The sequence below is a fragment of the Streptomyces sp. NPDC053755 genome (assembly GCF_040677675.1).
Classification (GTDB): Bacteria; Actinomycetota; Actinomycetes; order Streptomycetales; family Streptomycetaceae; genus Streptomyces.
In genome coordinates this window covers 1-22,922 of record NZ_JBFASK010000062.1, presented here as the reverse complement: position 1 = coordinate 22,922, position 22,922 = coordinate 1, and the positions used below count along the sequence as shown (strand labels likewise).

16 protein-coding genes, 2 tRNA genes and 1 riboswitch are annotated in these 22,922 nt (G+C 73.8%); of the genes, 11 read left to right on the top strand and 7 right to left on the bottom strand.

Annotation, left to right across the window (positions count from 1 at the left end; all coding sequences use genetic code 11):
* The first annotated feature begins 161 nt into the window (after positions 1–161).
* From AB0K65_RS31515 to AB0K65_RS31485, 7 genes are all read left to right on the top strand, one after another.
* Positions 162–234 (top strand) — tRNA-Lys (locus AB0K65_RS31515).
* Positions 235–543: 309 nt separating this feature from the next.
* Complete coding sequence (locus AB0K65_RS31510; protein ID WP_365722571.1) at positions 544–1,122, top strand: dienelactone hydrolase family protein; 579 nt, start codon at positions 544–546, stop codon at positions 1,120–1,122.
* A gap of 289 nt (positions 1,123–1,411) precedes the next feature.
* Positions 1,412–1,891, top strand: coding sequence for a rhodanese-like domain-containing protein (locus tag AB0K65_RS31505; protein ID WP_365722569.1), 480 nt, complete (start codon positions 1,412–1,414; stop codon positions 1,889–1,891).
* Positions 1,892–1,942: 51 nt separating this feature from the next.
* Positions 1,943–2,016: transfer RNA gene (locus AB0K65_RS31500), tRNA-Met, on the top strand.
* 194 nt (positions 2,017–2,210) lie between these two features.
* Positions 2,211–2,951 carry a MerR family transcriptional regulator gene (locus AB0K65_RS31495; RefSeq protein ID WP_365722567.1) on the top strand — a complete coding sequence of 247 codons (741 nt, stop codon included), beginning with the start codon at positions 2,211–2,213 and terminating at the stop codon, positions 2,949–2,951.
* Between the two features lie 187 nt (positions 2,952–3,138).
* Entirely contained in the window at positions 3,139–4,299 is a 1,161-nt protein-coding gene (locus AB0K65_RS31490; RefSeq protein ID WP_365722564.1) for a PP2C family protein-serine/threonine phosphatase, read from the top strand.
* A 226-nt stretch (positions 4,300–4,525) separates the two neighbouring features.
* Positions 4,526–4,673, top strand: a riboswitch (cyclic di-AMP (ydaO/yuaA leader).
* 11 nt (positions 4,674–4,684) lie between these two features.
* The gene (locus AB0K65_RS31485) at positions 4,685–5,773 is read left to right on the top strand and encodes a M23 family metallopeptidase (protein ID WP_365722562.1); all 1,089 of its coding nucleotides are present in this window, start codon (positions 4,685–4,687) and stop codon (positions 5,771–5,773) included.
* A gap of 64 nt (positions 5,774–5,837) precedes the next feature.
* Here AB0K65_RS31485 and AB0K65_RS31480 read toward each other — a convergent pair whose 3' ends face one another.
* From AB0K65_RS31480 to AB0K65_RS31465, 4 genes are all read right to left on the bottom strand, one after another.
* Positions 5,838–7,148 (bottom strand): PrsW family intramembrane metalloprotease, encoded by a 1,311-nt coding sequence (locus AB0K65_RS31480; RefSeq protein ID WP_365722560.1) that lies wholly within the window; start codon positions 7,146–7,148, stop codon positions 5,838–5,840.
* Positions 7,149–7,215: 67 nt separating this feature from the next.
* The gene (gene trmB, locus AB0K65_RS31475) at positions 7,216–7,935 is read right to left on the bottom strand and encodes a tRNA (guanosine(46)-N7)-methyltransferase TrmB (protein WP_365722580.1); all 720 of its coding nucleotides are present in this window, start codon (positions 7,933–7,935) and stop codon (positions 7,216–7,218) included.
* A gap of 317 nt (positions 7,936–8,252) precedes the next feature.
* Entirely contained in the window at positions 8,253–9,443 is a 1,191-nt protein-coding gene (lhgO, locus tag AB0K65_RS31470) for an L-2-hydroxyglutarate oxidase (protein ID WP_365722578.1), read from the bottom strand.
* A 153-nt stretch (positions 9,444–9,596) separates the two neighbouring features.
* A complete protein-coding gene (locus tag AB0K65_RS31465; RefSeq protein ID WP_365722558.1) occupies positions 9,597–11,072 on the bottom strand; it encodes an MFS transporter in 1,476 nt (491 codons plus the stop codon).
* A gap of 545 nt (positions 11,073–11,617) precedes the next feature.
* Between AB0K65_RS31465 and AB0K65_RS31460 the strand changes: the two genes are divergently transcribed.
* Positions 11,618–13,795 (top strand): asparagine synthase-related protein, encoded by a 2,178-nt coding sequence (locus tag AB0K65_RS31460; RefSeq protein WP_365722576.1) that lies wholly within the window; start codon positions 11,618–11,620, stop codon positions 13,793–13,795.
* A gap of 263 nt (positions 13,796–14,058) precedes the next feature.
* On the opposite strand, the gene AB0K65_RS31455 is transcribed toward AB0K65_RS31460, so the two are convergent.
* Together AB0K65_RS31455 and AB0K65_RS31450 are read right to left on the bottom strand one after the other, a co-directional pair.
* A complete protein-coding gene (locus tag AB0K65_RS31455) occupies positions 14,059–16,074 on the bottom strand; it encodes a sigma-70 family RNA polymerase sigma factor (protein ID WP_365722556.1) in 2,016 nt (671 codons plus the stop codon).
* Between the two features lie 237 nt (positions 16,075–16,311).
* Complete coding sequence (locus AB0K65_RS31450) at positions 16,312–17,139, bottom strand: helix-turn-helix domain-containing protein (RefSeq protein WP_365722554.1); 828 nt, start codon at positions 17,137–17,139, stop codon at positions 16,312–16,314.
* Positions 17,140–17,542: 403 nt separating this feature from the next.
* Between AB0K65_RS31450 and AB0K65_RS31445 the strand changes: the two genes are divergently transcribed.
* Together AB0K65_RS31445 and AB0K65_RS31440 are read left to right on the top strand one after the other, a co-directional pair.
* A complete protein-coding gene (locus tag AB0K65_RS31445) occupies positions 17,543–18,859 on the top strand; it encodes an NAD(P)/FAD-dependent oxidoreductase (RefSeq protein WP_365722574.1) in 1,317 nt (438 codons plus the stop codon).
* Positions 18,860–18,966: 107 nt separating this feature from the next.
* Positions 18,967–20,601 carry a SpoIIE family protein phosphatase gene (locus AB0K65_RS31440; protein ID WP_365722552.1) on the top strand — a complete coding sequence of 545 codons (1,635 nt, stop codon included), beginning with the start codon at positions 18,967–18,969 and terminating at the stop codon, positions 20,599–20,601.
* Positions 20,602–20,643: 42 nt separating this feature from the next.
* Here AB0K65_RS31440 and AB0K65_RS31435 read toward each other — a convergent pair whose 3' ends face one another.
* Positions 20,644–21,921 (bottom strand): MFS transporter, encoded by a 1,278-nt coding sequence (locus AB0K65_RS31435; RefSeq protein WP_365722573.1) that lies wholly within the window; start codon positions 21,919–21,921, stop codon positions 20,644–20,646.
* Between the two features lie 142 nt (positions 21,922–22,063).
* On the opposite strand from AB0K65_RS31435, the gene AB0K65_RS31430 reads away from it, so the two are divergent.
* Positions 22,064–22,630, top strand: coding sequence for a MarR family transcriptional regulator (locus tag AB0K65_RS31430; RefSeq protein ID WP_365722550.1), 567 nt, complete (start codon positions 22,064–22,066; stop codon positions 22,628–22,630).
* Positions 22,631–22,922: the final 292 nt, after the last annotated feature.

Below are 22,922 nucleotides of genomic sequence, written 5' to 3'. Positions count from 1 at the left end.
AACACTATGTTCACAACACTTTTACCCTCCACGCCGCTCTACCGATCTTGGGCCGGGACCGGGGGTGCCGGCCCACTTCGGTGGGCCGGGACCCGCCCGTACCGATACCCGATCGGCTGCGGGGCGTGATCGGGCTATGCTGCGGGGGTGCCTTGTGGTGAGGGCCGTTAGCTCAATTGGCAGAGCAGCGGACTTTTAATCCGTTGGTTGTGGGTTCGAGTCCCACACGGCCTACCGACGGCGGGTAGGGCTTCGGCCCCTGACCTGCTGTGAAGTGCCCCGCCCGGTTCCGACCGGGCGGGGCGCTTCGGCGTTCGCGGGCCGGCGTGAGCGCGCGGCCCATGCGATCTCGACCGGCGGAACCCGCGCTCGTCCTGCCCCACCTCGCACGGGCGGACGGGTCCCGGAGGGGCAACACCACTTCGTACGCGGGGATTTCGGCTCGGAGCGCGTCCGCGGGGCGCCCGGCGGCCGGTTGTCAGTGGCTCGCGCGATGATCGGGGTGTGTCCGGGCCGTGGGGGCCGGACGGGAGGAGGACGGCCATGGCCGAGGTGCTGTTGTTCCACCACGCGCAGGGGCTGACCGAGGGCGTCCGCGCCTTCGCCGAGGAGCTGCGGCGGGCCGGACACGGCGTGCGGGTCCCCGACATGTACGACGGAAGGACGTTCGACACGCTCGAAGCCGGTGTCGGGTACGCCCAGGAGATCGGGTTCGGGGAGATCGTGGCGCGGGGGGTGCGCGCCGCGGAGGGGACGCCCGAGGGGGTGGTGTACGCCGGGTTCTCGCTCGGCGTCCTGCCCGCCCAGCAGCTGGCGCAGACGCGGGCGGGCGCGGCCGGAGCCCTGCTGTTCGACGCGTGCGTCCCCGTCGGCGAGTTCGGGGAGTCCTGGCCGGAGGGGGTGCCCGTCCAGGTGCACGGGATGGACGCGGACCGGTTCTTCGTCGCCGAGGGGGATCTCGACGCCGCCCGCGCGCTGGTGGAGAGCGTCGTCGACGCGGAGCTGTTCCTCTATCAGGGCGACCGGCATCTGTTCGCGGACAGCAGCCTGCCCGGGTACGACGCGGCGGCGACGGCACTGCTCGTCGAGCGGGTGCTCGGATTCCTGGAGAAGGCCGCCTAGGGCGACCTGGGTGCGGGCGGGGACGGGGGCCGGGCCGCGGCTGAGGGGCCGTTTCGCGGCGGCACGCGAAGCCTGCCCGGGGCTTGCCCCGCGCTACGCGAAGCCTGCCCGGGGCTTGCCCCGCGTCCGTTTCGAGCGGGTCCCGGGCCTGAGCGGAACGGCGGACGCCGTCCCGATGGGTGAGATCCCCGCCGCCCCCCGGCGAACGCCCGTCTTTTCCCGGCGAAACGCCATCGGTCCCGGGAATCGTCACTTCAGCCCGTTGATCTTCGATCGTAGGTTTTCACACATGACGACAACGACCCAGGTCAATTCGGTTCTTCGCACCCCGCCGGCCTCTCCCGCCGTGGCGGCGGCCTATTTCGCCGCCAGTCTCGCCTTCCACGCCGACGTCTCCGATGTCGCCTCCGCCCTCGCCGCCGACACGGACCCCGGCTTCGTGGTCGTCGACTCGCGCTCCACCGCCTCCTGGGACCAGGGGCACGTCCCCGGCGCGGTCCACCTGCCGACCGCCCTCGTCCCCGAGCAGGCCGAGCGGCTCCTGGACAGGTCCGTGCCCGTGGTCACGTACTGCTGGGGCCCCGGCTGCAACGGCGCCACCCGCGCGGCCCTCGCCCTCGCCGAGCTCGGCTACCAGGTGAAGGAGATGCTCGGCGGCTTCGAGTACTGGGTGCGCGAGGGCTTCGCGTACGAGACGTGGGAAGGCGCGGAGAAGAAGGACGCGGATCCGCTGACGGCGCCCGTGGACGCCGGGGACTGCGGCTGCTGAGGAAACGGATTTCCGGATCGGCCACCCATGCCGTAAGGTCATATTCACCGACGCGGGGTGGAGCAGCTCGGTAGCTCGCTGGGCTCATAACCCAGAGGTCGCAGGTTCAAATCCTGTCCCCGCTACTCAGTAGCAACGAAGGCCCGGATCCAGTCACTGGATCCGGGCCTTCGTCGTGTTTTGCCGGCTTTCCGGATTCCTCCCTTTCCGGCTTTCCGGCTCCCCCCGGTTCCCGGTTCGCGGCTTTCCGGCGTCCCCCGGGTTCCCCGCTTCGTGGTGGCTTGACCTTTACGCAACGTCAAGATCTAGCGTTCTCGGCATGGAGTGGTCGATCCAAGAGATCGCCAGGAAGGCCGGCACCACCAGCCGCACGCTCAGGCACTACGGAGAGCGCGGACTGCTGGAGCCCAGCCGGATCGGCGCCAACGGTTACCGGTACTACGACCAGGCGGCACTCGTGCGGCTGCAGCGCATTCTGCTGCTGCGCGAGCTGGGGCTCTCGCTCCCCGCCATCGCCGAGGTCCTCGCGGGGCAGCGCGACACGTCCGCCGCCCTGCGGACCCATCTCGCCCTGCTGGAGCAGGAGCGCGAACGCATCGGGCGGCAGATCGCCTCGGTGCGGACCACCCTCCACAAGACCGAGAACGGAGAAGAACTCATGGCCGAGGAAGTGTTCGACGGATTCGATCACACGCGGTACGAGGCGGAGGTCAGCGAACGCTGGGGCCGCGACGCGTACGAGAAGGGGGACCGCTGGTGGCGCTCGCTCAGCGCCGAGCGGAAGCAGGCGTTCATGGACGAGCAGGCCGGCATCGCCCGCGACTTCGGGCAGGCGGCCAGGGACGGCCTCGCCGCCGGCAGCGACGAGGTGCAGGAGCTGGCCCGGCGACAGGTGGCGTGGCTGTCGCACACGACGACGCCCGCGAAGGAGTACGTGATCGGCCTCGGCCGGATGTACGTCGACGACCCGCGTTTCACCGTCCACTACGACAAGCACGGCGAGGGCACGGCGGTTCTCGTCCGGGACGCCATGGAGATCTACGCCGAGCGGAACCTCTAGGCCGTGACCGCGCCTCCCCGCCGCCACCGCGCGAAGGGTCGGCGCCGAGCCCGTCGTCGGGGGAGTGGCGCGTGCGGGCCGTCCCCCAGTCGGCGGAGTGGAGGTCGCCGCCCGGCGCGGCTCCCGGCAGGCTGGGGAGGGCACGGTACCGTCCGTCGCCGTGTACGGACCCGGCAGGAGAGCACAGGTGGGGCAGCCAGCGGCGGGGAACGGGACCTCCGGGCATCCGCGTCCGCGTGGCGAACGCGCCCGCCGGTTCATCCGGGCCCTGCCTCCGCTGGTCATCGCGGGAGGGATCGTCTTCGACCTGTCGACCCCGCCCGCCTACACCGCCGCCCCGCTGTTCTCCGCCGCCCCGCTCATCGCGGCCCCGCTCTTCTCGATGCTGACGACCCTGCTCACCGGCATCGCCGCCGTACTGGCCTCCATCGGGCTGCACGTCTACAACGACACCCTCACCGACGTCCCGGCGCTCACCGAGACCTTCACGGTCATCACGGTCTCCGCCCTCGCCCTGCTGATCAACCGGGTCGTGCGGCGCAGCGGCGAGCGGCTGGCATCGGCGCGGGTGATCGCCGAGGCGGCGCAGAAGGCCGTGCTGCCGACGCCCGCCGAGCGGATCGGCGGGCTGCAGATCGCGGCACGCTACGAGGCCGCGCAGGCGGACGCGTTCATCGGAGGCGACCTGTTCGCCGTCCAGGACACCCCCCACGGCGTACGGCTCGTGGTCGGTGACGTACGGGGCAAGGGCCTGGACGCGGTCGAGGCCGTCGCCGTCGTCATCGGCGCCTTCCGGGAGGCGGCCGAGCAGGAGTCGACGCTGGAGGGCGTCGCCCAGCGCCTGGAGCGGGCGCTGGCCCGCGAGGGCACCCGGCGGGCCGGCCTGGACGCCGCCGAGGGGTTCACCACCGCCGTCCTGGCCGAGATCCCGCGCGGTGCCGGGCTCATCCGGGTGGTCAACCGCGGGCACCCGGAGCCGCTGCTGCTGTTCGCCGACGGCGGCCTGACCATGCTGGCGCCGACCGAGCCCGCGCTGCCCCTCGGAATGGGCGATCTGGCCGCGTGGCCGGACCGGGCAGACGCGACGCCGTACCCGCCGGGCGCCACGCTGCTCCTCTTCACGGACGGCCTCTCGGAGGCGCGCGACGCCCACGGGGCCTTCTACGACCCGGCGGAGCGTCTCGCCGGGAGGATCTTCCCGGGGCCGGAGGAGCTGCTCGACGCGCTCGTCGACGATGTGCGCCGGTACACCGGCGGCGGGACGACGGACGACATGGCGCTGTTGGCGGTGAGCCGTCCGGCGTTGGGGCAGCCGGTGCGGCGGCGGACGATGCCCGTGGTGCCGTGACGGGGGCGGTCGTGACCATCCGTGATCGAAAGATCCCGCTCCGATAACAGTTGACTTAACATCAGTTTCGAGTTGCGCACCGCCTTTTCACGGGAGGGGGGTCAAGTCGGGCCAATACCCCGCAATCCTGTGAACGATCAGTAGGAACAGCTTGGAATCAGGACCCCCTGTCTATTAACGTTCGATAACGCAGCGCGGTCGTCCCAGTCGTCGCAAGAGACGGCACCGTGCGCGTGCGCCGAATCCTGAAAGGGAACCGGGGAACCACCACTTGGGGTGAATCGGGCGCTTTCGCACCTGTGCGACCGTGCCCGTAGGAGACCTTCCTGCTCCGAACCCGTCAGCTAACCCGGTAGGCGAGAAGGAAGGAAAGGAGCACGCCTCCGTGGCGTCCAACACCCCTGCCCCCGAAGCCCCCTTCGACGCGTTCGGTGCCTCGGGTGCCGCCGGGACGGACCACGACGCGGGCACCTGGGAGGAGTGGAACCCGACCGAGGACTCCCTCCGCCAGCAGGCCCGCTCCGGAGGCCGTCACCGCGTCGTCAAGCAGCGCTCCGGCTTCGCCCGCTCCTCCACCGTCCTCGGCGTCGGTGTGATCGCCGCCGTCGGCGCGGGCGGCCTGGCCACCGCCCAGGAGAAGCCCGCCGTCTCCATATCCCTTCCCGACCTCGACCTCCCGGACGCCTCCCAGCTGCCCGGCGTCGGCGAACTCCTCGAGGACGGGACCGACGGAGCTGGCGACGTCGCCGCGACGGGCAACCTCCAGCCGCTCACCGCCACACTCGCCCTGGAGGCCGAGGGCACCGGGGCGGCCGAGGCCACCACCGCCTCCGCGTCCACCGCCGACGCGGGCGAGGCGCTGCGCGCCCGCATCCTCCAGCAGGCCGAGCAGCAGCAGGCATCCGCCGACGCCGCCGAGAAGGCCGCGGCGGAGAAGGCGGCGGCCGAGAAGGCCGCTGCCGAGGCGGCCGCCAAGGCGAGCGCCGCGGAGAAGGCGGCGGCCGAGGCGAAGAAGCAGGCCGAGGCCGAAGCGGCGGCCAAGGCCGAGGCGGAGCGCCTGGCGAAGCTCGCCGCGAGCTACGCCCTGCCCACCTCCTCCTACGTCATCACCTCCACCTTCGGCGAGTCCGGCTCGATGTGGTCCTCGGGCTACCACACGGGTCTCGACCTCGCCGCCCCCACGGGCACGCCGGTCAAGGCGGTCCACGGCGGCACCATCACCTCGGCCGGCTGGTCCGGCGCGTACGGCTACCGCATCGTCCTGGAGCTGGAGGACGGTACGGAGATCTGGTACTGCCACCTCTCCTCCATGACCGCCGCCGCCGGTCAGTCGGTGGGCACCGGCGAGACGATCGGCCGCGTGGGCGCGACCGGCAACGTCACGGGAGCCCACCTCCACCTGGAGGTCCACACCCCGGGCGGATCCGGCGTGGATCCGGCGGCCTGGCTCCGGGACAAGGGCCTGAACGTCTGACCCGGCAGGTCGGTCCTGGCCGGCGCGGCGGACGCCGCCGTGCCCGGTACGGGCCGGGCGTCCGTCAGCTGCGGTACGGGTTGTAGCCGCTGTAGTCGAGGTACTGCGGCGGCGCCCACACCTGCCCGGTGGCCCGCGCCGCGTACGTGAGCGCGGGGGAGGCCACCGCCTTGCGCTGCCAGAGGTGGTGCAGCAGTTCCTGCTCGCGGGCGGCGAAGTCCGGTTCCGCCGCGCCCCGCTCGGCCCGGTGGCGCAGGAACGCCAAGGTCGTCGCGAAGGCCTCGTACTCCCCGACCGCCTGCGCCGCGGGCTTTCCGTACGTCCGTGCGGCGAAGGCGCGGGCCATCGAGCGGGCCCGCATGGAGGAGAGCGCGAGCGGCTCGGCGGGGGAGAGCCAGCCCGCCGCCGCGTACGCCGGGAGCTGCCCGGATATCGTGCGCAGCTCCCGCTGCCGGCTCCATATCGCCAGCCAGGTCAGCAACGCGAACGCCGGCACCATGAACATGCCGTACACCAGGATGAACCCCCAGCCGCCGAACACGGCCGAGCCGTTCCACAGGGCGTGCATGCCCATGGCGAGGACCAGGCCGGCCACGGGGAGCAGGATCCGGCGGATTCGCCTCCGGCGGGCTGCGAGAGCCGCGAAGCCGAAGCCGAGGCCGGTGAGCACGGTGAAGAGCGGATGCGCGAACGGCGACATCACGATCCGCACGAAGAAGGTGCCGGCCGTCACCGAGCCGAGGCCCGAGGAGCCGAACTCCTGGTCCTCCCCGAAGGCCCTGCCGAGATAGAGGATGTTCTCGGTGAAGGCGAAGCCGGTGGCGGTGAAACCGGCGACGACGACCCCGTCGATCAGCCCGGTGAAGTCACGCCGGCGGAAGAGGAAGAGCAGCAGCACCGCGGCGGCCTTGGCGCTCTCCTCCACGACCGGTGCGACGACGGTCGCGCCGAGGGTGTCCGCCGAGGTGGGGTCGGCGGTCGCGGTCGCTATCCAGCGGACCGCGAAGGTGTTGGCGGTCAGCGCGACGAGCGCGGCCGCGAACGCGCCCCAGGCGAAGGCGAAGAGCTGGTTCTTCCACGGGCCCGGCTCCACGCGGTCGAGCCAGCGGAACGCGGCCATCAGGAGCGGCACGGGCAGCACGGCCAGACCGAGCCCGACGAGGAAACCCTCCGTCCCGGTCTCGTCCCGCACCAGCGCGAGGATCACCAGGGCGCACAGCGCGAGCACCGTGATCACCGCGACGGCCCGGACGGCCTTGCTGCGCCAGAAGGCGCGCCGGGGCCGGTAGCGCCACTGGGCACGGCCGGGGACGCCGGCGAAGGCCGGCTCCTCGGCATCCCTGGCGGGTACGGGGGAGGGAACGGGGTTCGACACGTAAGCGACCCTAACGAGCCGCACCGACAACGTGCGCGGGAGTTCCGTGCCCTGTGGAAAACCCGGCCTACACCCGCCGGAAGAGGAGGTCGTGGACCACGTGCCCCTTGTCGAGGCCCTGCCCCTCGAAGCGGGTGAGGGGGCGGAAGTCCGGGCGGGGGGCGTAGCCGCCGTCGGGCCGGGTGTTCGCGAAGCCGGGGTGGGCGGAGAGGACCTCCAGCATCTGCTCGGCGTACTCCTCCCAGTCCGTGGCGCAGTGCAGGACGGCGCCGGGCTTCATCCGGGTCGCGAGCAGGGTGAGGAACTCGGGCTGGATGAGGCGCCGCTTGTGGTGGCGCTTCTTGGGCCAGGGGTCCGGGAAGTAGACGCGGCAGCCGTCGAGGGCGTCGGCGGTGAGCATCTCGCGCAGGAGGATGATCGCGTCGCCGTTGGCCACCCGGACGTTCTCGAGCCCGTTCCGGTCGGCCAGTCCCAGGAGGTTGCCCTGGCCGGGGGTGTGGACGTCCACGGCGAGGATGCCGGTGCCGGGGTCGGCGGCGGCCATCCGCGCGGTGGCCTCGCCCATGCCGAAGCCGATCTCCAGGACGACCGGAAGGCCGCCGAACATCTCCTTCAGGTCGAGGACCCGCTTGCCGTCGATGTCCAGACCCCAGTCCGGCCAGCGCTTGAGCATGGCCTCGGCCTGGCCCGCGGTGACGCGGCTGCGCCGGGGCTGGAAGCTGCGGATGCGCCGCTCGTGGTGCGACCCGGCGGGATCGGGCAGGGGCCCTTCCCCGGCGGCGAACATCCGGCTGCCCCGGCGGGCGACGACGGCCTCGGCGACGGGCTCGGTGGCGGACGCGACGGCGACCCGATCGGCGTGGACGGGCGCGTCGGCGGGGTGCGGAACGGTTTCACGGGTCTCAGACACAATGCGGCAATTCTACGGGGCCGCCCGCGCTCGCCGGCGGTCCGCGGCGAGGGCCCGGGCGCGGCCTTGCGGCCCGGTCGCGGGGCGGGGTCGGGGACGACCCGGGCGAGCGGGCCGGGGGCGGCAGGGAGCGGTCCGGGAGGGGCAGCGGCCCCGGGGCGGCCTGGGAGGGGCAGCGGGGCGGGGGAACGCCCCTACAGCAGCGCCAAGGCGCGCTGCGCGACCTCCCTGCCGATCGGGAGGGACGCCGTCGCCGCCGGGGACGGGGCGTTCAGGACGTGCACCGTCCTCGCCGACTCGCGGATCAGGAAGTCGTCGACCAGGGTGCCGTCCCGCAGGACGGCCTGGGCGCGGACGCCCGCCGAGGTCCGTCGCAGGTCCCGCTCCTCCACGACCGGCAGCAGCCTGCGCACGGCCTCCGTGAACGCCCGCTTGGACAGCGAGCGCCGCAGCTCCCCCGCTCCGTACCGCCAGTGCTCCCGCGCGATCGCCCACGAGCCCGGCCACGCGAGCGTGCCCGCGAGGTCCCCGGGGCGCACGACCGACCAGCCGTACCCCTCCCGGGCGAGCGCCGGCACGGCGTTCGGGCCGACATGGACGCCTCCGTCGACGCCCCGGGTCAGGTGCACGCCGAGGAACGGGAACGCGGGGTCGGGAACCGGATAGACCAGGCCGCGGACGAGCGAGGGATCGGCCAGTTCGTAGTACTCGCCCCGGAAGGGGACGATCCGCATCTCGGGGTCGTCGCCCGCGAGCCGGGCCACCCGGTCACAGTGCAGCCCGGCGCAGTTCACCAGGACCCGCCCGCGCACCACCCTGCCCGCAGCCGTGCGCACGGCCACCCCCCAGGGCCGCCGGTCGACCGCCGTGACCTCCGAGCCGTAGAGGACGCGGGCCCCGGAGGACTCGGCGAGCTGCGCCGTCACCGCGCCGTAGTCGCAGATCCCCGTCGTGCCGACGTGGATCGCCGCGAGGCCCCGCACCCTCGGCTCGTAGGCGGAGATCTGCGCCGGTCCCAGCTCCCGCACCGGGATGCCGTTCTCCCGGCCGCGTTGCACGAGCGCGTGCAGGCGGGGCAGCTCCTCGCGCGCGGTCGCGACGATCAGCTTGCCCGTGACCTCGTACGGCAGGTCGTACTCCGCGCAGAACTTGACCATCTCGGCCGCGCCCGCGACCGCGAACCGCGCCTTCAGGGATCCCGGACGGTAGTAGATCCCGCTGTGGATCACGCCGCTGTTGCGTCCCGTCTGGTGGCGGGCCGGGCCGGGCTCCTTCTCCAGGACGGTGACACGGGTGCCGGGCGCGGCGCGGCTCAGGGCGTACGCCGTCGACATGCCGACGATTCCGCCGCCGATCACGAGCACGTCGCAGTCCACGTCCCGCACATTCCGTACCCGCCGCACGGACCGCTCGGACCGGACGTCCCGCGGGTCTCGTGCGTCCCGTACGGACGTCTGCGCCCCGGACACCTGCACCACCTCCCACCCCGATAGTGCACTGGCCCACTGACAATGCGGCTAAACCCGGTGGGACACGCGTCACGCCGGTGTCATCAGCAGCGGCCGGGCCCGCTCGCGCAGCTCCATGACCCTCGGCTCGTCCCCGTACGGCTCGAGCCGGTGCAGCAGATCGCGGACGTACTCCGTGGTGCGGGCGGACGAGATCCGCCCGGCCACCTCCACCGCGCGCGTGCCCGCCGCGCAGGCGGCGTCCAGATTGCCCGACTCCAGCTCGGCGACCGCCGACACCACGAGCCGCAGCCCGTGCGAGCGGACGTACTCCTCCGTCGGCCGTGACAACGCCTGCTCGGTGAAGCGGCGGACCTGACGGGGGGCCTTGAGGTCGCGGTAGCACTCGGCGGCGTCGGCGCAGAACCGGTCGTACGAGTAGAAGCCCAGCCAGGACGGGTCGGCGTCGCCCTCCCGGGAGCGCTCCAGCCAGCCTTCGGCCGCCTTGAGCGCCGCCGCGGCCGCCGCCCCATCGTTCGCCTTCGCGTGCGCCCGGGCCTCGACGAGCCGGAAGAAGGACAGGGTGCGAGCCGTGGCGAGCCCGCGGTTGCGCTCGAGGGCGGCCTGGGCGAGGTCCACGCCCTCGTCGGCGAAACCGCGGTAGGTGGCCTGGAGCGACATGGAGGCGAGGACGTAGCCGCCGAGGGGCACGTCGGCGGCGGCGCGGGCGAGGCGCAGGGCCTGGATGTAGTACCGCTGGGCGGCCTCCTGCTGACCGGTGTCGAAGGCCATCCAGCCGGCCAGCCGGGTCAGCTCCGCCGTGGCGCCGAACAGGGCCCGGCCCACCTCGTCGGAGTACGAGCCGAGCAGCAGGGGTGCCGCGTCGACGCGTAAGCACTCCGGGACCATGGAGGAACGCCAGTCGCCCCCGCCGTACTTGGAGTCCCAGCGGCGCGCGTCCTCCGCGGCCTCCCGGAGTTTGGCGACATCGCTGTGCCCCACGCGCGCGTGGAGCCCGTTCTCGGGCGCGTCGGGCACCTCCTCGATCCCGCCCGGCCCGCCCGCCCCACCGGCCCCCGCCCGGCGAACCAGCCGCTCCACGGAGGAGTCGGCGGGGGTTATCAGCCATCGGGAGGCGGGGGTGGCGTACGCGCTCACCGCGAAGGATCCGGCCAGCGACTGCCAGATACCGCCGCCGCCGGCGCGGCGACCGGCCAGATCCAGCCGGTACAGCTCGGTCGCCGAACGGACCGCCTCGCCCACGTCGCGGGGGAAGGCCAGGCCCACTTCGGGCGCCGGGTCGGCGTCGGCGAGACCGATCTCGTGGAGCGGCACCGGACGGCCCAGCTTCTGGCCGATGGCGGCCGCGATCAGATGCGGGGCGGCGCCCTGGGGCACCATCCCCTTCGACACCCACCGCGCCACCGACGTCTTGTCGTAACGAAGCGTCAGCCCCCGCTGCGCCCCGAGGTCGTTGACCCGCCGGGCGAGCCCGGCGTTGCTGATTCCCGCGAGGGCGAGAACCGTGCCGAGCTTTTCGTTCGGCCCGCGTTGCTCCCTGGACATGACGCCACCCCTCGACCACCCAGACGGCCGCCGCGACACCGGGCATAAGCGTGCGGCATTCGTAAACACAGCGTAGTTCGCCGCATCCCTACCGTTAAGGGGCGGACTGCCGTATGGCGGGATTGTTGTGTGGAGGGACCCGGGGCGGGCGGACGGCGCGGAGGGGTCGGTGCCGAGAGCGCCGGGGGCGCCGCCGGGGAGCGTGCTCCGGGTGTGTGGCCGTGCGCCCGGCCGTGCGCTCTCGCCCGGCCGGAGGGGGAGCGCTTCCATGAGTGCTGCGTGGGTCGGCCCACCCGGCCGGAAACCGGTGGGCTGGGGGATACCGCCGCCCCCTCCCCGCGGGCGGCGGACGGCTCCGGGAGGCGATGGGCGCCTCCCGGACTGCCGACGGCCCGACACGCCGCCGAGAATGGCCGAATGACGACGGTGGGCAACTGGCCAATGCCAGAGGCCCATTCGCCTTTCGCGCACCCGGCCACGCGGCCCGTCCCGCGCGCCCTTGTCGTGGCAGCATGTTCCTCCACCGAACGGACGTGGAGGCGCCGATGCGATGGCTGGTGGGCTGGAGCAGTGTCGCCGCGAGCTTCGGTACGGCGGGAACGGCGGGTTTCCCGGGAGCGGCCGGCCTCTCCGGAGCGGGGGGTTCCCCCGGCCTGGCGGGCGTCGCGGACGGCGGGACGGCGTCCGAGGGGCGCACGCTGCAGCCGGTGGGCGCACAGCTCCTCTGGGGTGACCCCGATCCGCTGTGGGCGGTCGGCGACTGGCGCCCCGACGAGGTGCGGGTCGTCGGTGTCGACGCGCACAGCCGCCTCGCCGTCCTGGGGTGCTGCGCGGCGAGCGACGAGGAACTGCGGAGCGGGCTCTTCGCCGCGCGCGGCGGGGCGTTGCGCCACCTGACGTCCTGGGCGGGCAGCTACACCGCCGTCGTCCAGGTGGGCCGCCGGATCACCGTCACCGGCGATCTGGCCGGCGCCCGGCCGGTGTTCCACACACCCTGGGCCAAGGGCACCGCGTACGCCACCGCCGCCCTGCCCCTCGCCGACCTCATCGAGGCACAGCTCGACATCGGGCACCTCGCCGCGCTGCTCGCCTGCCCCGAGACCCCGGAGGCGCTGCGCGACTCCACTCCGTACGAAGGCGTGAAACGGGTCCCGCCCGGACACGCGCTGATCCTGCGCGAGGGCTCGCGCGAGGTCACCGGCTACGAACAGGTGGCCTCGCTCGCCGTCGCCGCGCCGGAGACCGAGCCCCGGCAGGCGGTGGAAGGGGTACGGGACGCACTGGTCGAGGCGGTACGGGCCCGGCTCACCGCGCCCCGGCACGCGCCCGAGACCCCGCTGCCGGACCCCGGGCCCGTCCCCGGCATGGGTCCCGCCGAGCGACGGGCCGCCCGAGGCGGCGGACCGGCGCCAGGCATCGGCGCGGACCTGTCCGGCGGCAGCGCGTCCGGCACCCTCGCCCTGCTGGCGGCCGGTCTCCCGGGCGTGCCCGGCACGATCCTCGGACACGGCGCCGGCGCGGGGGAGCGGCTGCTCGCCGTCACCTTCAACGACCTGGCCACCCGGACCAGCACGCACCGCGAGGAGGAGCTGGAGCGGGCCCGGGCGATCGCCGCCGACCCGCGGCTGCACCACGTGGTCGTCGCGGCGGGCGAGGAGGCGCTGCCGTACGCGGAGCTGGACGGCCCGCTGACGGACGAGCCCGGCCCGTCCCTGGTCGTGGCAGGCCGGCACCGGCGGCGGCTCGCGGGCGGCAGCGCGGACCACTTCACCGGCCTCGGCGCCCGGCAGGTCCTGGACGCCCACCCGGCGCGCCTGGCCGACCTGCTGATGGACCGGCGGCGCAGATCCCTCGTCCGTCCGGTGACGGCGCTCGCGAAGGCGACGGGCACGTCCGCGGGCTCGCTCCTCGTCCCCCTGACCGTCTACCGCGCGGCGCGCCGCCTGGCCCGTACGCCGTACCGCACCGGACTGGAGGCGGCGGCGACCGGGCTCCTGGAGGCGAACCGGACCCCGCAGGGCGCCTTCGGCCCCCTGGAGGCCTCGCTCTCGGCCCTGACCTGGTCGCGGCCGGGTCCGGCGGCCCGGTGGCTGACCGGGGAGGCCCTCGCCGAAGTATCGGTTCGCCTGCAACGGGCGGCGACCCTGCCGACCTCGGTGCAGCGCCCGGGGGAGGCACGCGCGCGTGCGGCGCTCGCACGGGCCTCGGCCGACCACCGGGTCCTGGAGCAGGCGGCCGAGATCCGCAGCCAGCGGCTGCACGCCCCGTTCCTCGACAACCAGGTGGTACGGGCCTGCCGTGCCCTCCCCGAATCGCTGCGGGTCCAGCCCGGCGCCCGGGCGGACGTCCTGCGCACGGTCCTCGCCGGCGCGGGCGTCCACGACCTGCCGTCCGGCTGGGGCGCCCCGAACCCGGCGGTCCCGGCCGCCGCCGCCCGCGCCGGCCTGCGGGCCGCGCTCCCCGGCCTCCTCGCCGTCTTCGACGCCCCCCTCCTCGCGGACGCCGGCCTCATCGAGGCCCGCGTGGTCCGCGAGGCACTGATCGCCGCCGCCGACGGGGAGCCGGTCCCGCTGGACGGCCTCGCCGACCTCGTCTCCACCGAACTCTGGCTCCGCCGCCTCCTGGCCCGCCGAGGATCCTGCTGGACGGGCACGGAAGCGCCCCGCCAGCGCGCGGTCCCCGGCCCGCTGGTCCCGTCCTCCCGGCGGTCACTCCTGGCGTGAGGCGCGTGCGGCGCAGGCGGTGCGTCTGCCGCAGGCGGCGCGTGCGAAGGGGCGGGGTGCGTGGGGCCACGTTCGCGAGGCCGGGGGCATGGGGCCGGGGTGCGAAGGGCGGGGTGCGTGGGGCCACGTCCGCGAGGCCGGGGGCATGGGGCCGGGGTGCGAAGGGCGGGGTGCGGGGGCCACGTTCCCGAGGCCGGGGCGCGTGGGGCCGGGGAGAGGCGTACGTCGCGGCGGCGTCGCCCGGCGAGGGCCGGGCCGCCCGCTTACGCGCAGGTGATCTGCGACCGGGCCCAGTCCGCAACCGCCACCCGTCCGAACGGCGTCTGGGGCTCCACCACCAGGCGGAGCGTGGCGCGTCCGGCGATCCCGACGTGGACCGGCACCGCCGGATCGCCCGGCCGGACCACGGCGGAACGCCAGAGCCGTTCCCCGTCCCCGTAGACGGAGAAGCGGACACCGCCGACGCCGAGAGGGGCGCTCAGGTCGTCGATGCCGACGACCGCGTCGTAGCCGACGCACGGGCGGTTGAGGTCGATCGTCAGCGAGGAGGGCGCTTGCACGCTCACCCCGTGCGCGTACCGGGTGCCACCCATCCACAGGCTGTCGCGCTGCCACATCGGGCCGCTGTCCCCGAGCCGCACCTCGGGCTTGGTGCCGTCGCCGGCGATGCCGTACTCCAGTCGGCTGACCTGATAGAGCACCGGCGGCGCGGGCGGCGGGGGCGCGCTCTTCGACAGGGTCGGCGCCGGAGTCGGGGTCGGGGACGGCACGGGTTCCGGGGCGGGCCGGGGGCGCGGCGGGGCCACCGACCGGGTGGGGGCGGGGGTCGGCCGCGGCTCCGGGGTCGTCTCGACCGGGGCGGGCGGCGGCGGTGGCTCGGGCGCCGGCCTCGGCGAGCGCGCGGGCTCCGGCGGTACGGCGGGGGCGACCGTCGGCGGCAGGGGGAGGGGGCCGGCGACCGGCTGGGGGTCGCCGGACAGCGCCCACACCAGGCCGGCGACCGCGGCGACGGCCGCAGCGGCCGCGATCCCCGCCTTCGCGGGCGCGCCGAGCCCCTCGGCCACGGCGGCGGACGACGTGCCGGCCGAACCCGACGACCCGGCGCCCGTGGCGGCGGCCGCCGCACCGGCCCCGGCGGCACCGGCCGCACCGCCGGCCACCACGCCCGCGGCCTTGAGCGAGAACCCGGCGGCGAACCACCCGATGACGGCGACCGGGAGCAGCGCGGGGATCCCGGCGTTGACGTGCTCCAGCTCACCGGCCGCCAGCCGGCACTTGGCGCACTCGTCCAGGTGCTTGCGCAGCCCGCGCTCGGCGCGCATCCGCAAGCCCCCGCGGGCGTAGGCGCCCAGCCGGTCGGCGTAGCGGGCGCAGTCCCCGCCGGAGGTGAGGGACTCGCTGACGTGCGCCTGGAGGTAGGCCTGCTTCAGGCCCTCCCGGGCCCGGCTGGCCAGGACGGCCGTGGCGTTGGCGGTCAGTCCGAAGAGCGGTGCGACCTCGCTCGGTGACTCCTCCTCGACGGTGGTGTGCCACAGCACGGCCTGCCAGCGCTCGGGCAGCGACCTGAACGCCTGCATGGCCAGGGTCTGCTCGGCCTCGTGCATGGCCCGGACGTCCGCGCCGAGGTCCAGCGTGTCCTGGTCGGAGACCTCGGAGCCGCGGGCGGCCTGCGCCGCGAACACCGCGAAGTCCTCGACCAGGTGCTCCCGCTGCTGCGTCCTCGTCCAGTGCGCGGCGACCCGCCTGACTGTCGTGAGCAGATAGGCCCGCACGGCGTACTCGGGGCCGGCCCCGCCCCGCACCGCCTGGAGCGTCCTGGCGAACACCTCGGCCGTCAGGTCGTCGGCGGTGTGCGCGTCCCGGCAGCACGTCCGGGCATAGCGCCGCACGGCCTCGGAGTGCCGGCGGAACAGCTCTTCGTACGCGCTGTCCACGCCGCTCCGCACGAGCTGGACCAACTCGGCGTCGGAAGGCGGCAGCTCGACCGGCGGGGGCAGCAGACCGTCGTCGTCCGCATCGTCCCCGTAGGCACCCTCGGCTTCGCGGCCTCCGTCCCCCGGAACACCGCCCGGCCCGCCCACCGCGCCGCCCGGCACAACGCGCTCGCGCTGCTGCGGCACGCTCGGCGGGGCGTCCACCGGCGCCGCACCCGCCGGGCCCCTGGCAGGACCGGGGAAGCCCTGCGGGCCGCCCTGGCTCGGCACCTGCCGGACGGATGGGTGGCCGGTATCCATGGCACCGCCCTGCCCCAGCGGCTCGTCCCGTCCGTCACCGCTCATCGCGGAAGCCCCCGTACGCACGCTCAGACCCGAACACCGGCCCAGCGTGACACAGAGCGCAGGCGCCCCGGAGCCGCAACCGCACTTACCACTCGTCCGGGGCGACTCCCCCCGTCGAGGCGTAACCGCGCACGTGTGCGCGTCCGTTCACACGTGTCCGTGGCGAGGCGAGCGCCGGCACCGGCCCGCGCGCAGGGGGGTGGACGGCCGCGCTCCCGCGACCGCGCTTCCCTCCGGCTACCGCGACCGCAGACCCTCCAGCAGGATGTCCAGGAGGCGGGTCGAGGCCGCCGCCTGCTGCGCCGCGTCCGGCAGGGCGGGCGCCGCCGTGGCTATCACCAGGAGGACGTCCGCCACGGTCACGTCGGCCCGCAGCTCACCCGCCTCGCGCGCCCGGTCGACCAGCCGCCCGACGACCTCCAGGAGCTCCGCCGCACCGGCGTCGTCGTCCTGCTCCGCGGCGGGCACCGCGCGCGGCGCGATCACCCGGGCCGACGGCAGATCCCCGATGTTCCGCTGCTGAGGCACCCGCGCACCGTCCTCCGATGACCGCGCGCCGGCCGCCGAGAGCTCCTCCTCGGCGGAGGTCCCCTCGTCCACGCCGACCCTCAGCACCTGAGGAGGCAGCAGCCGCCCCGCGCCCGAGGCCACCGAGGTCCGCAGGAACCGGGAGAGCGCGGACCACGGCTCGTCCTCCTGCCCCAGCGCCGTCCGTGCCTGATCGGTCAGCCGGGCCGTCTCCTCCTCGGCTATCCGGCGCACCAGCACGTCCTTGCTGGGGAAGCGGCGGTAGACCGTGCCCACGCCGACCCGGGCGCGCCGCGCCACGTCCTCCATCGGCGCGCCGTATCCCAGCTCGCCGAACACCTCGCGCGCCGCGCGCAGGACGTGCTCCAGGTTCCGCTGCGCGTCCACGCGCAGCGGCGCCGCCCGGCCGACCCCCGTGGGGGCGGCCGACATACCCGCCGGGACACCCGACATACCCGTCGACGTGCCCGGACGTCCGCTGACATGACCGTCCGTCGCCGTGACGACGGCCTGGCCGTACGCATCCTGCATGTGCATAAGCGTTCCCCCGCTCATGATGTCTCCCCCCGGAGACTCCCCGCCCTGACACGGGGTCCCGGACCCCGTCCGCGCTCTGGTCCGCGCGCGGCCGTCCGATACCCCGACGAGGTACGAACATAGTTGAGTCGGGGTCAATTCAGAAGGGGGAGTTCCGTACGGTGCGCCCCCCGATCGGAGCAAGGCCCGGAACTCTCCCGATTCCCACCCCTCACCGCACCCCCCTCGTCGGCCCTGACCTGCGCGCTTTCCGCCGTACCCCCCTCGCGCGCCACCCCACGCCCCCGCACCTTCGCGGTCACACAATTTGCCGGGCCTGTGGACAAACCCCGGACGGCGGGTGCGTCATGGGACAGTGACCGAACCTGCGCGCATTCTCGTTGTCGGCGGTGGCTACGTCGGGATGTACACCGCGCTGCGCCTGCAGCGGCAGCTCAAGGCCGAGCTGAGAAGCGGCGCCGCCGAGATCGTGGTGGTCACCCCCGACCCGTACATGACGTACCAGCCGTTCCTCCCCGAGGCGGCCGCCGGCTCGATCTCGCCCCGCCACGTCGTCGTCCCGTTGCGGCGCGTCCTCGACAAGTGCCGGATCGTCATCGGCGAGGTCCACTCCGTCGACCACGCCAAGCGGACGGCGACGCTCTCCACCCTCGCCACCGAGGAGGAGGGCTCCGGTCACGACCAGCTCACCTACGACGAACTGGTCATCGCGCCCGGCTCGGTCTCCCGCACCCTCCCCGTCCCCGGCCTCGCCGACTACGCCATCGGCTTCAAGACCGTCGAGGAGGCCATCGGTCTGCGCAACCACGTCATCGAACAGATGGACATCGCCTCCTCCACCCGCGACCCGGGGCTGCGCGACGCCGCCCTCACCTTCGTCTTCGTCGGCGGCGGCTACGCCGGGGTCGAGGCCCTCGCCGAGCTGGAGGACATGGCCCGCTACACCGCGCGGTACTACCACAACATCAAGCCCGAGGACCTTCGCTGGGTGCTCGTGGAGGCCACGCACCGGATCCTGCCCGAAGTGGGCGAGGAGATGGGCACGTACGCGATCCGCGAACTGCGCGCCCGCAACATCGACGTCCGCCTCGACACCCGGCTCGAATCCTGCGAGGACCGCGTGGCGGTCCTCAGCGACGGCGCCCGGATCCCCACCCGTACCGTCGTGTGGACGGCAGGCGTCAAACCCGCCCCCGTCCTCTCCGCCACCGACCTGCCCCTCAACGAACGGGGCCGGCTCCGGTGCACCGCGAAACTCACCGTCGAGGGCGTCGAACACGCCTGGGCGGCGGGCGACGCGGCCGCCGTCCCCGACATCACGGCCGCCGAACCCGGCAGGGAATGCGCGCCCAACGCCCAGCACGCGGTACGCCAGACCAAGGTCCTGGCCGAGAACATCGCCGCCTCCCTGCGCGGGCAGCCGCTCAAGGAGTACGCCCACTCCTACGCGGGCTCGGTCGCCTCCCTCGGCCTCCACAAGGGCGTCGCCCACGTCTACGGCCGTAAGCTCAAGGGCTACCCCGCATGGTTCATGCACCGCGCCTACCACCTGAGCCGCGTCCCGACCTTCAACCGCAAGGCCCGCGTCCTGGCCGAGTGGACCCTCTCCGGCCTGTTCAAACGCGAGATCGTCTCGCTCGGCTCGCTCGAACACCCGCGTGCCGAATTCGAACTCGCCGCCGCACCCCCGCCCCCGAAGAACGGCTCCAAGCCCGGCTGACACCGATGTCAGTGCGGTCGGTCACACTGGACGTGTGACCATAGGTGGGCTCACACCTGCACAGAGTGACTCAGCACGGCCAACGACACCACGAGGCATACAGATCCGTGAACTTCACCCGTTGGAGCGCCCGGCTCCCCGGCACGCAGCGCCGCACGGCGGCGCGGGGGACCGAAGGCTCCGTGCCCGCGGCCCGCGGTGAGTACGGGCCGCAGCTGGAGCACCTCGCCGCCGACGCCGCCGACGTGCCCGCGCTCGAGGACTTCTCCGTACGCGAGGTCATCGGCAGGCTCCCCGGCCTGGTCGCACTCGCGCACGGCCCCGAGCACCGCATCGCGTACGTCAACGACGCCTACGCCGCCGCCTTCGGCCCCCGGCCCGGCGGCGCGACCGTCGCCGACGCCTGCCCCGAGGCCCACGAACTCGGCCTGCTCCCGCTGATGGACCAGGTCCTGCGCAGCGGCAAGCCCCGGACCGTCAAGTCCCGCAAGACCCGGGACGGCGGGTCGTACACGGTCACCTGCCTGCCCGTCGAGTCCCCGCGCTTCAAGGGCGGCGGCGTCCTCGTGCACGCCGCCGACGTCACCGACCACGCCGAAGCCGCCGAGCGGCTGCGCGCCAGCGAGCGCCGCCACCGGGAGACCGCCGTCACCCTCCAGCGCTCCCTGCTCCCCCAGGAGCTGGAGCAGCCCGACGACCTGCGCATCGCCGCCACGTACCAGCCCGGCGGCACCGACGCGGCCGTCGGCGGCGACTGGTACGACGTCATCACCCTCGGCGCGGGCCGCACCGCCCTCGTCATCGGCGACGTGATGGGGCGCGGCGTGCGCGCCGCCGCCGTCATGGGGCAGCTCCGCACCGCCGTGCGCGCCTACGCCCGTCTCGACCTGCCCCCGCACGAGGTGCTCCAGCTCCTCGACGGCCTCGCCGCCGAGATCGACGCCAGCCAGATCGCCACCTGCGTCTACGCCGTGCACGACCCCAACGAAGGCAAGCTCGTCTACGCCTCCGCCGGCCACCTCCCGATCCTCGTCCGCGACGAGGACGGTTCCGTCCGGCGCGCAGAGGACCCCACGGGACCGCCGCTCGGCACCGGCGGCTGGCTGCACACCTCCGGCAGCATCGCCCTGCCCCCCGGCTCCAGCGCCGTCCTCTACACCGACGGCCTGGTCGAGCGCCGGCGCGAGGACATCGACGAAGGTGTCGCCGCCCTGGAGCGCGCCCTCTCCGGCGCCACCGGCACCCCTCAGGTCGTCTGCGACCGGCTGCTGCGCTCGCTCGGCGTCACCGCCGAGCACGACGACGACGTCGCCGTCCTCGTCGTCCAGCACCCCGCCCGCAAGGGCCCCGACGCCGAGCTGTTCCACAACGCCACCCTGGAACTCCTCGGCGGCGTCGAGGCCGCTCCCCGCGCACGTGCCTTCGCCTCGGGCGTCCTCGCCAGCTGGCGCTTCCCCGTCGAGCTGTGCGACCTGGGCGTCCTCGCCACCAGCGAGCTGGTGGCGAACTCCCTCAAACACGGCACCCCGCCCATGCGCCTGCGCCTGCGCCGCACCGACCGGCGGCTGATCATCGAGGTCACCGACGGCGACGACCATCTGCCGCGCCGCCGCCGAGCGGAGACGGAGGACGAGGCGGGCCGCGGAATCTCGATCATCGCGACGATCGCCTCGTCCTGGGGAAGCCGCCGCACGCCGGGAGGCGGCAAGGCCGTCTGGTGCGAGTTCGCCCTGCCGGACTGAGCCGCCCGCGGAGCCCGGCCGCACCGGGGGCCGGCAGGGCCCTCAGGCGGCGAGGGTCTCCTTCTCGGGCCGGTGGCGCGCCACCACGCGCGAGGGCCTGGCGGCGAGCGACGGCTGGTCCTGCTCAGGCGTGAGCCGCCGGCCCAGACGCAGCGCCAGGACGGTGATCCCGAGCGAGAAGAGCACGAAGGTCACGATGTACGGCCCGTGCAGCGCGGCCCCCATGGGCCCGCCGACGGCCGGCCCGACGGCCAGCGCCAGCTGCTTGACCAGGGCGAAGGCCGAGTTGTACTGCCCGACCATCGCCTCTGGCGCCAGGTCCGCCACCAGCGGCGCCACCGTCGGCGACAGCATCGCCTCCCCGAGACCGAACAGGGCGTACGTGGAGACGAACGCCGCCGTCGCCATGGCCTGGCTGCCGTGCCCGAGCCCCGCGTACCCGGCGATCACCCACGCCACGGTCCAGATCAGACCGACGGCCGCGATCACCCGGCTGCGCCTGCGGCGCTCGACGAACCGCAGCACCACGAACTGGGCGACGACGATGACCGCCGTGTTGGCGGCCAGCGCGATCCCGAGCGTCGACGGCTCGATGCCGGCCGCCTCCGTCCCGTACGCCGCCAGGCCCGACTCGAACTGCCCGTAGCAGGCGAAGAACAGCACGAAGCCCAGGACGCACAGCCGGACCATGGCCTTGTGGCCGAGGAGCGCGCGGACACCGCCCCCGTGAGACGCGGCCGGCCGGCTGCCCTGAAGTGCGGGCGAGCCCGGCACGCGCACGGTCAGCATGATCCCGGCGAGCACCAGGAACATCGCCGCTTCGATCGAGAAGAGAAGAAGGAAGCTGTCGGGCCGGCTCTCGTCGACGAGCTGGCCGCCGATCAGGCCACCGACACCGAGTCCGAGGTTCTGCAGAAAGAACTGCATGGCGAAGGACCGGGTACGACCGGCCGGGTCCGAGCACCAGACGATCATCGTCGCGAGCGCCGGCTGCATCACGGCCGTACCGGCACCGAGCAGCGCCGCCGACCCCACGACCGCCGTCACGCTGCCGGCCAGGCCCATGCCCAGAGCACCGAGCGAGGCCAGCACGGCGGCGACCAGCAGGACGGGGACGGGCCCGCGCCGGTCGATGGCGCGCCCGCTGAACGGAAGGACGACGAGTGCGGCCATGGCGAAGACGGCGAGCACGATGCCCGCCGTGGTCGCGCCCAGGTCCCGCACCTGAGCGACATACACATAGAGGTACGGAACGGTGAAGCCGAGCCCGAACGCGCTCAGCGCGCTCCCCGCCTGGATCCGGCGCATCGCTGCACCCATCGCCTTGGTCACACTCACCCACTTCGATCGCGGGTTCAGGCGTGTACGCCTGAACCCTGAAGACTTCAATCCTAAAGTTCGATCCTTAACTGTACACATCGAAGGACTTCAACGCCAACGTCGACCGTGGGATACTCGCCGCATGTCCGACACCCCCGAGCAGTCCGGCGCGCGGTCCCTCCAGGAGCCGAGCCTCGACGAGCAGATCGCCGCCTACCAGCGCGAGTTCCGCGACCTCGACCCCCAGGTCGAGAAGGTCGTCTCCGCCCTGGGCCGGCTGAACCGCCGGATGAACGTCGCGTACGGCCGCCAGGTCGCCGACCTCGGCATCAGCAACGCCGAATGGGAGGTCCTCAAGACCCTGGTCCTCTCCGGCGCCCCGTACCGCCTCGGCCCCGGCGAGCTGGCCAAGCGTCTCGGCCTCACCCCGGCCGCGATGACCCACCGCATCGACCGCATGGCGGGGGAGGGGCTGGTCACCCGTGACCGCGACGAGAACAACCGTGTCCGGGTGATCGTGGAGCTCACCGACGAGGGCCGCTCGAAGTGGCTCGAGGCGATGCGCATGGCGACGGACTTCGAGGAGGAGCTTCTCCAGGACCTGTCCTCCGAGGAGCGCGGCCTTCTCGGCGAGATGCTGATCCGCCTGCTCAGGCGCGTGGAACACACCCAGCCGGACGCGGGCGGCCGGCTCACCGACCTGGACTGAGGCACGGCCGCGACGGGCTGTCCGAGCCCCGCCGGGTCAGGGTTGACACGCCCCGCCCGTATCCGTAGTGTTCTCCGAGTTGTCACGGGGCCGGAACGGTTCTGCGGCAGCCACTCCCGCCGCTGATGCGGCAACTCAACCCAGCACGATCTCCCCACCGGGACGAATTTCGGCATGCCGAAATTCATTTCGACCAACTCGATTATGAGCCGCCGGGGAAATCCGCTAGAGTTTGAGCGTCGGAACGGCCCAACAGCCGCGAGGACAACCCCCTCTGACTGGGAATCAGGCC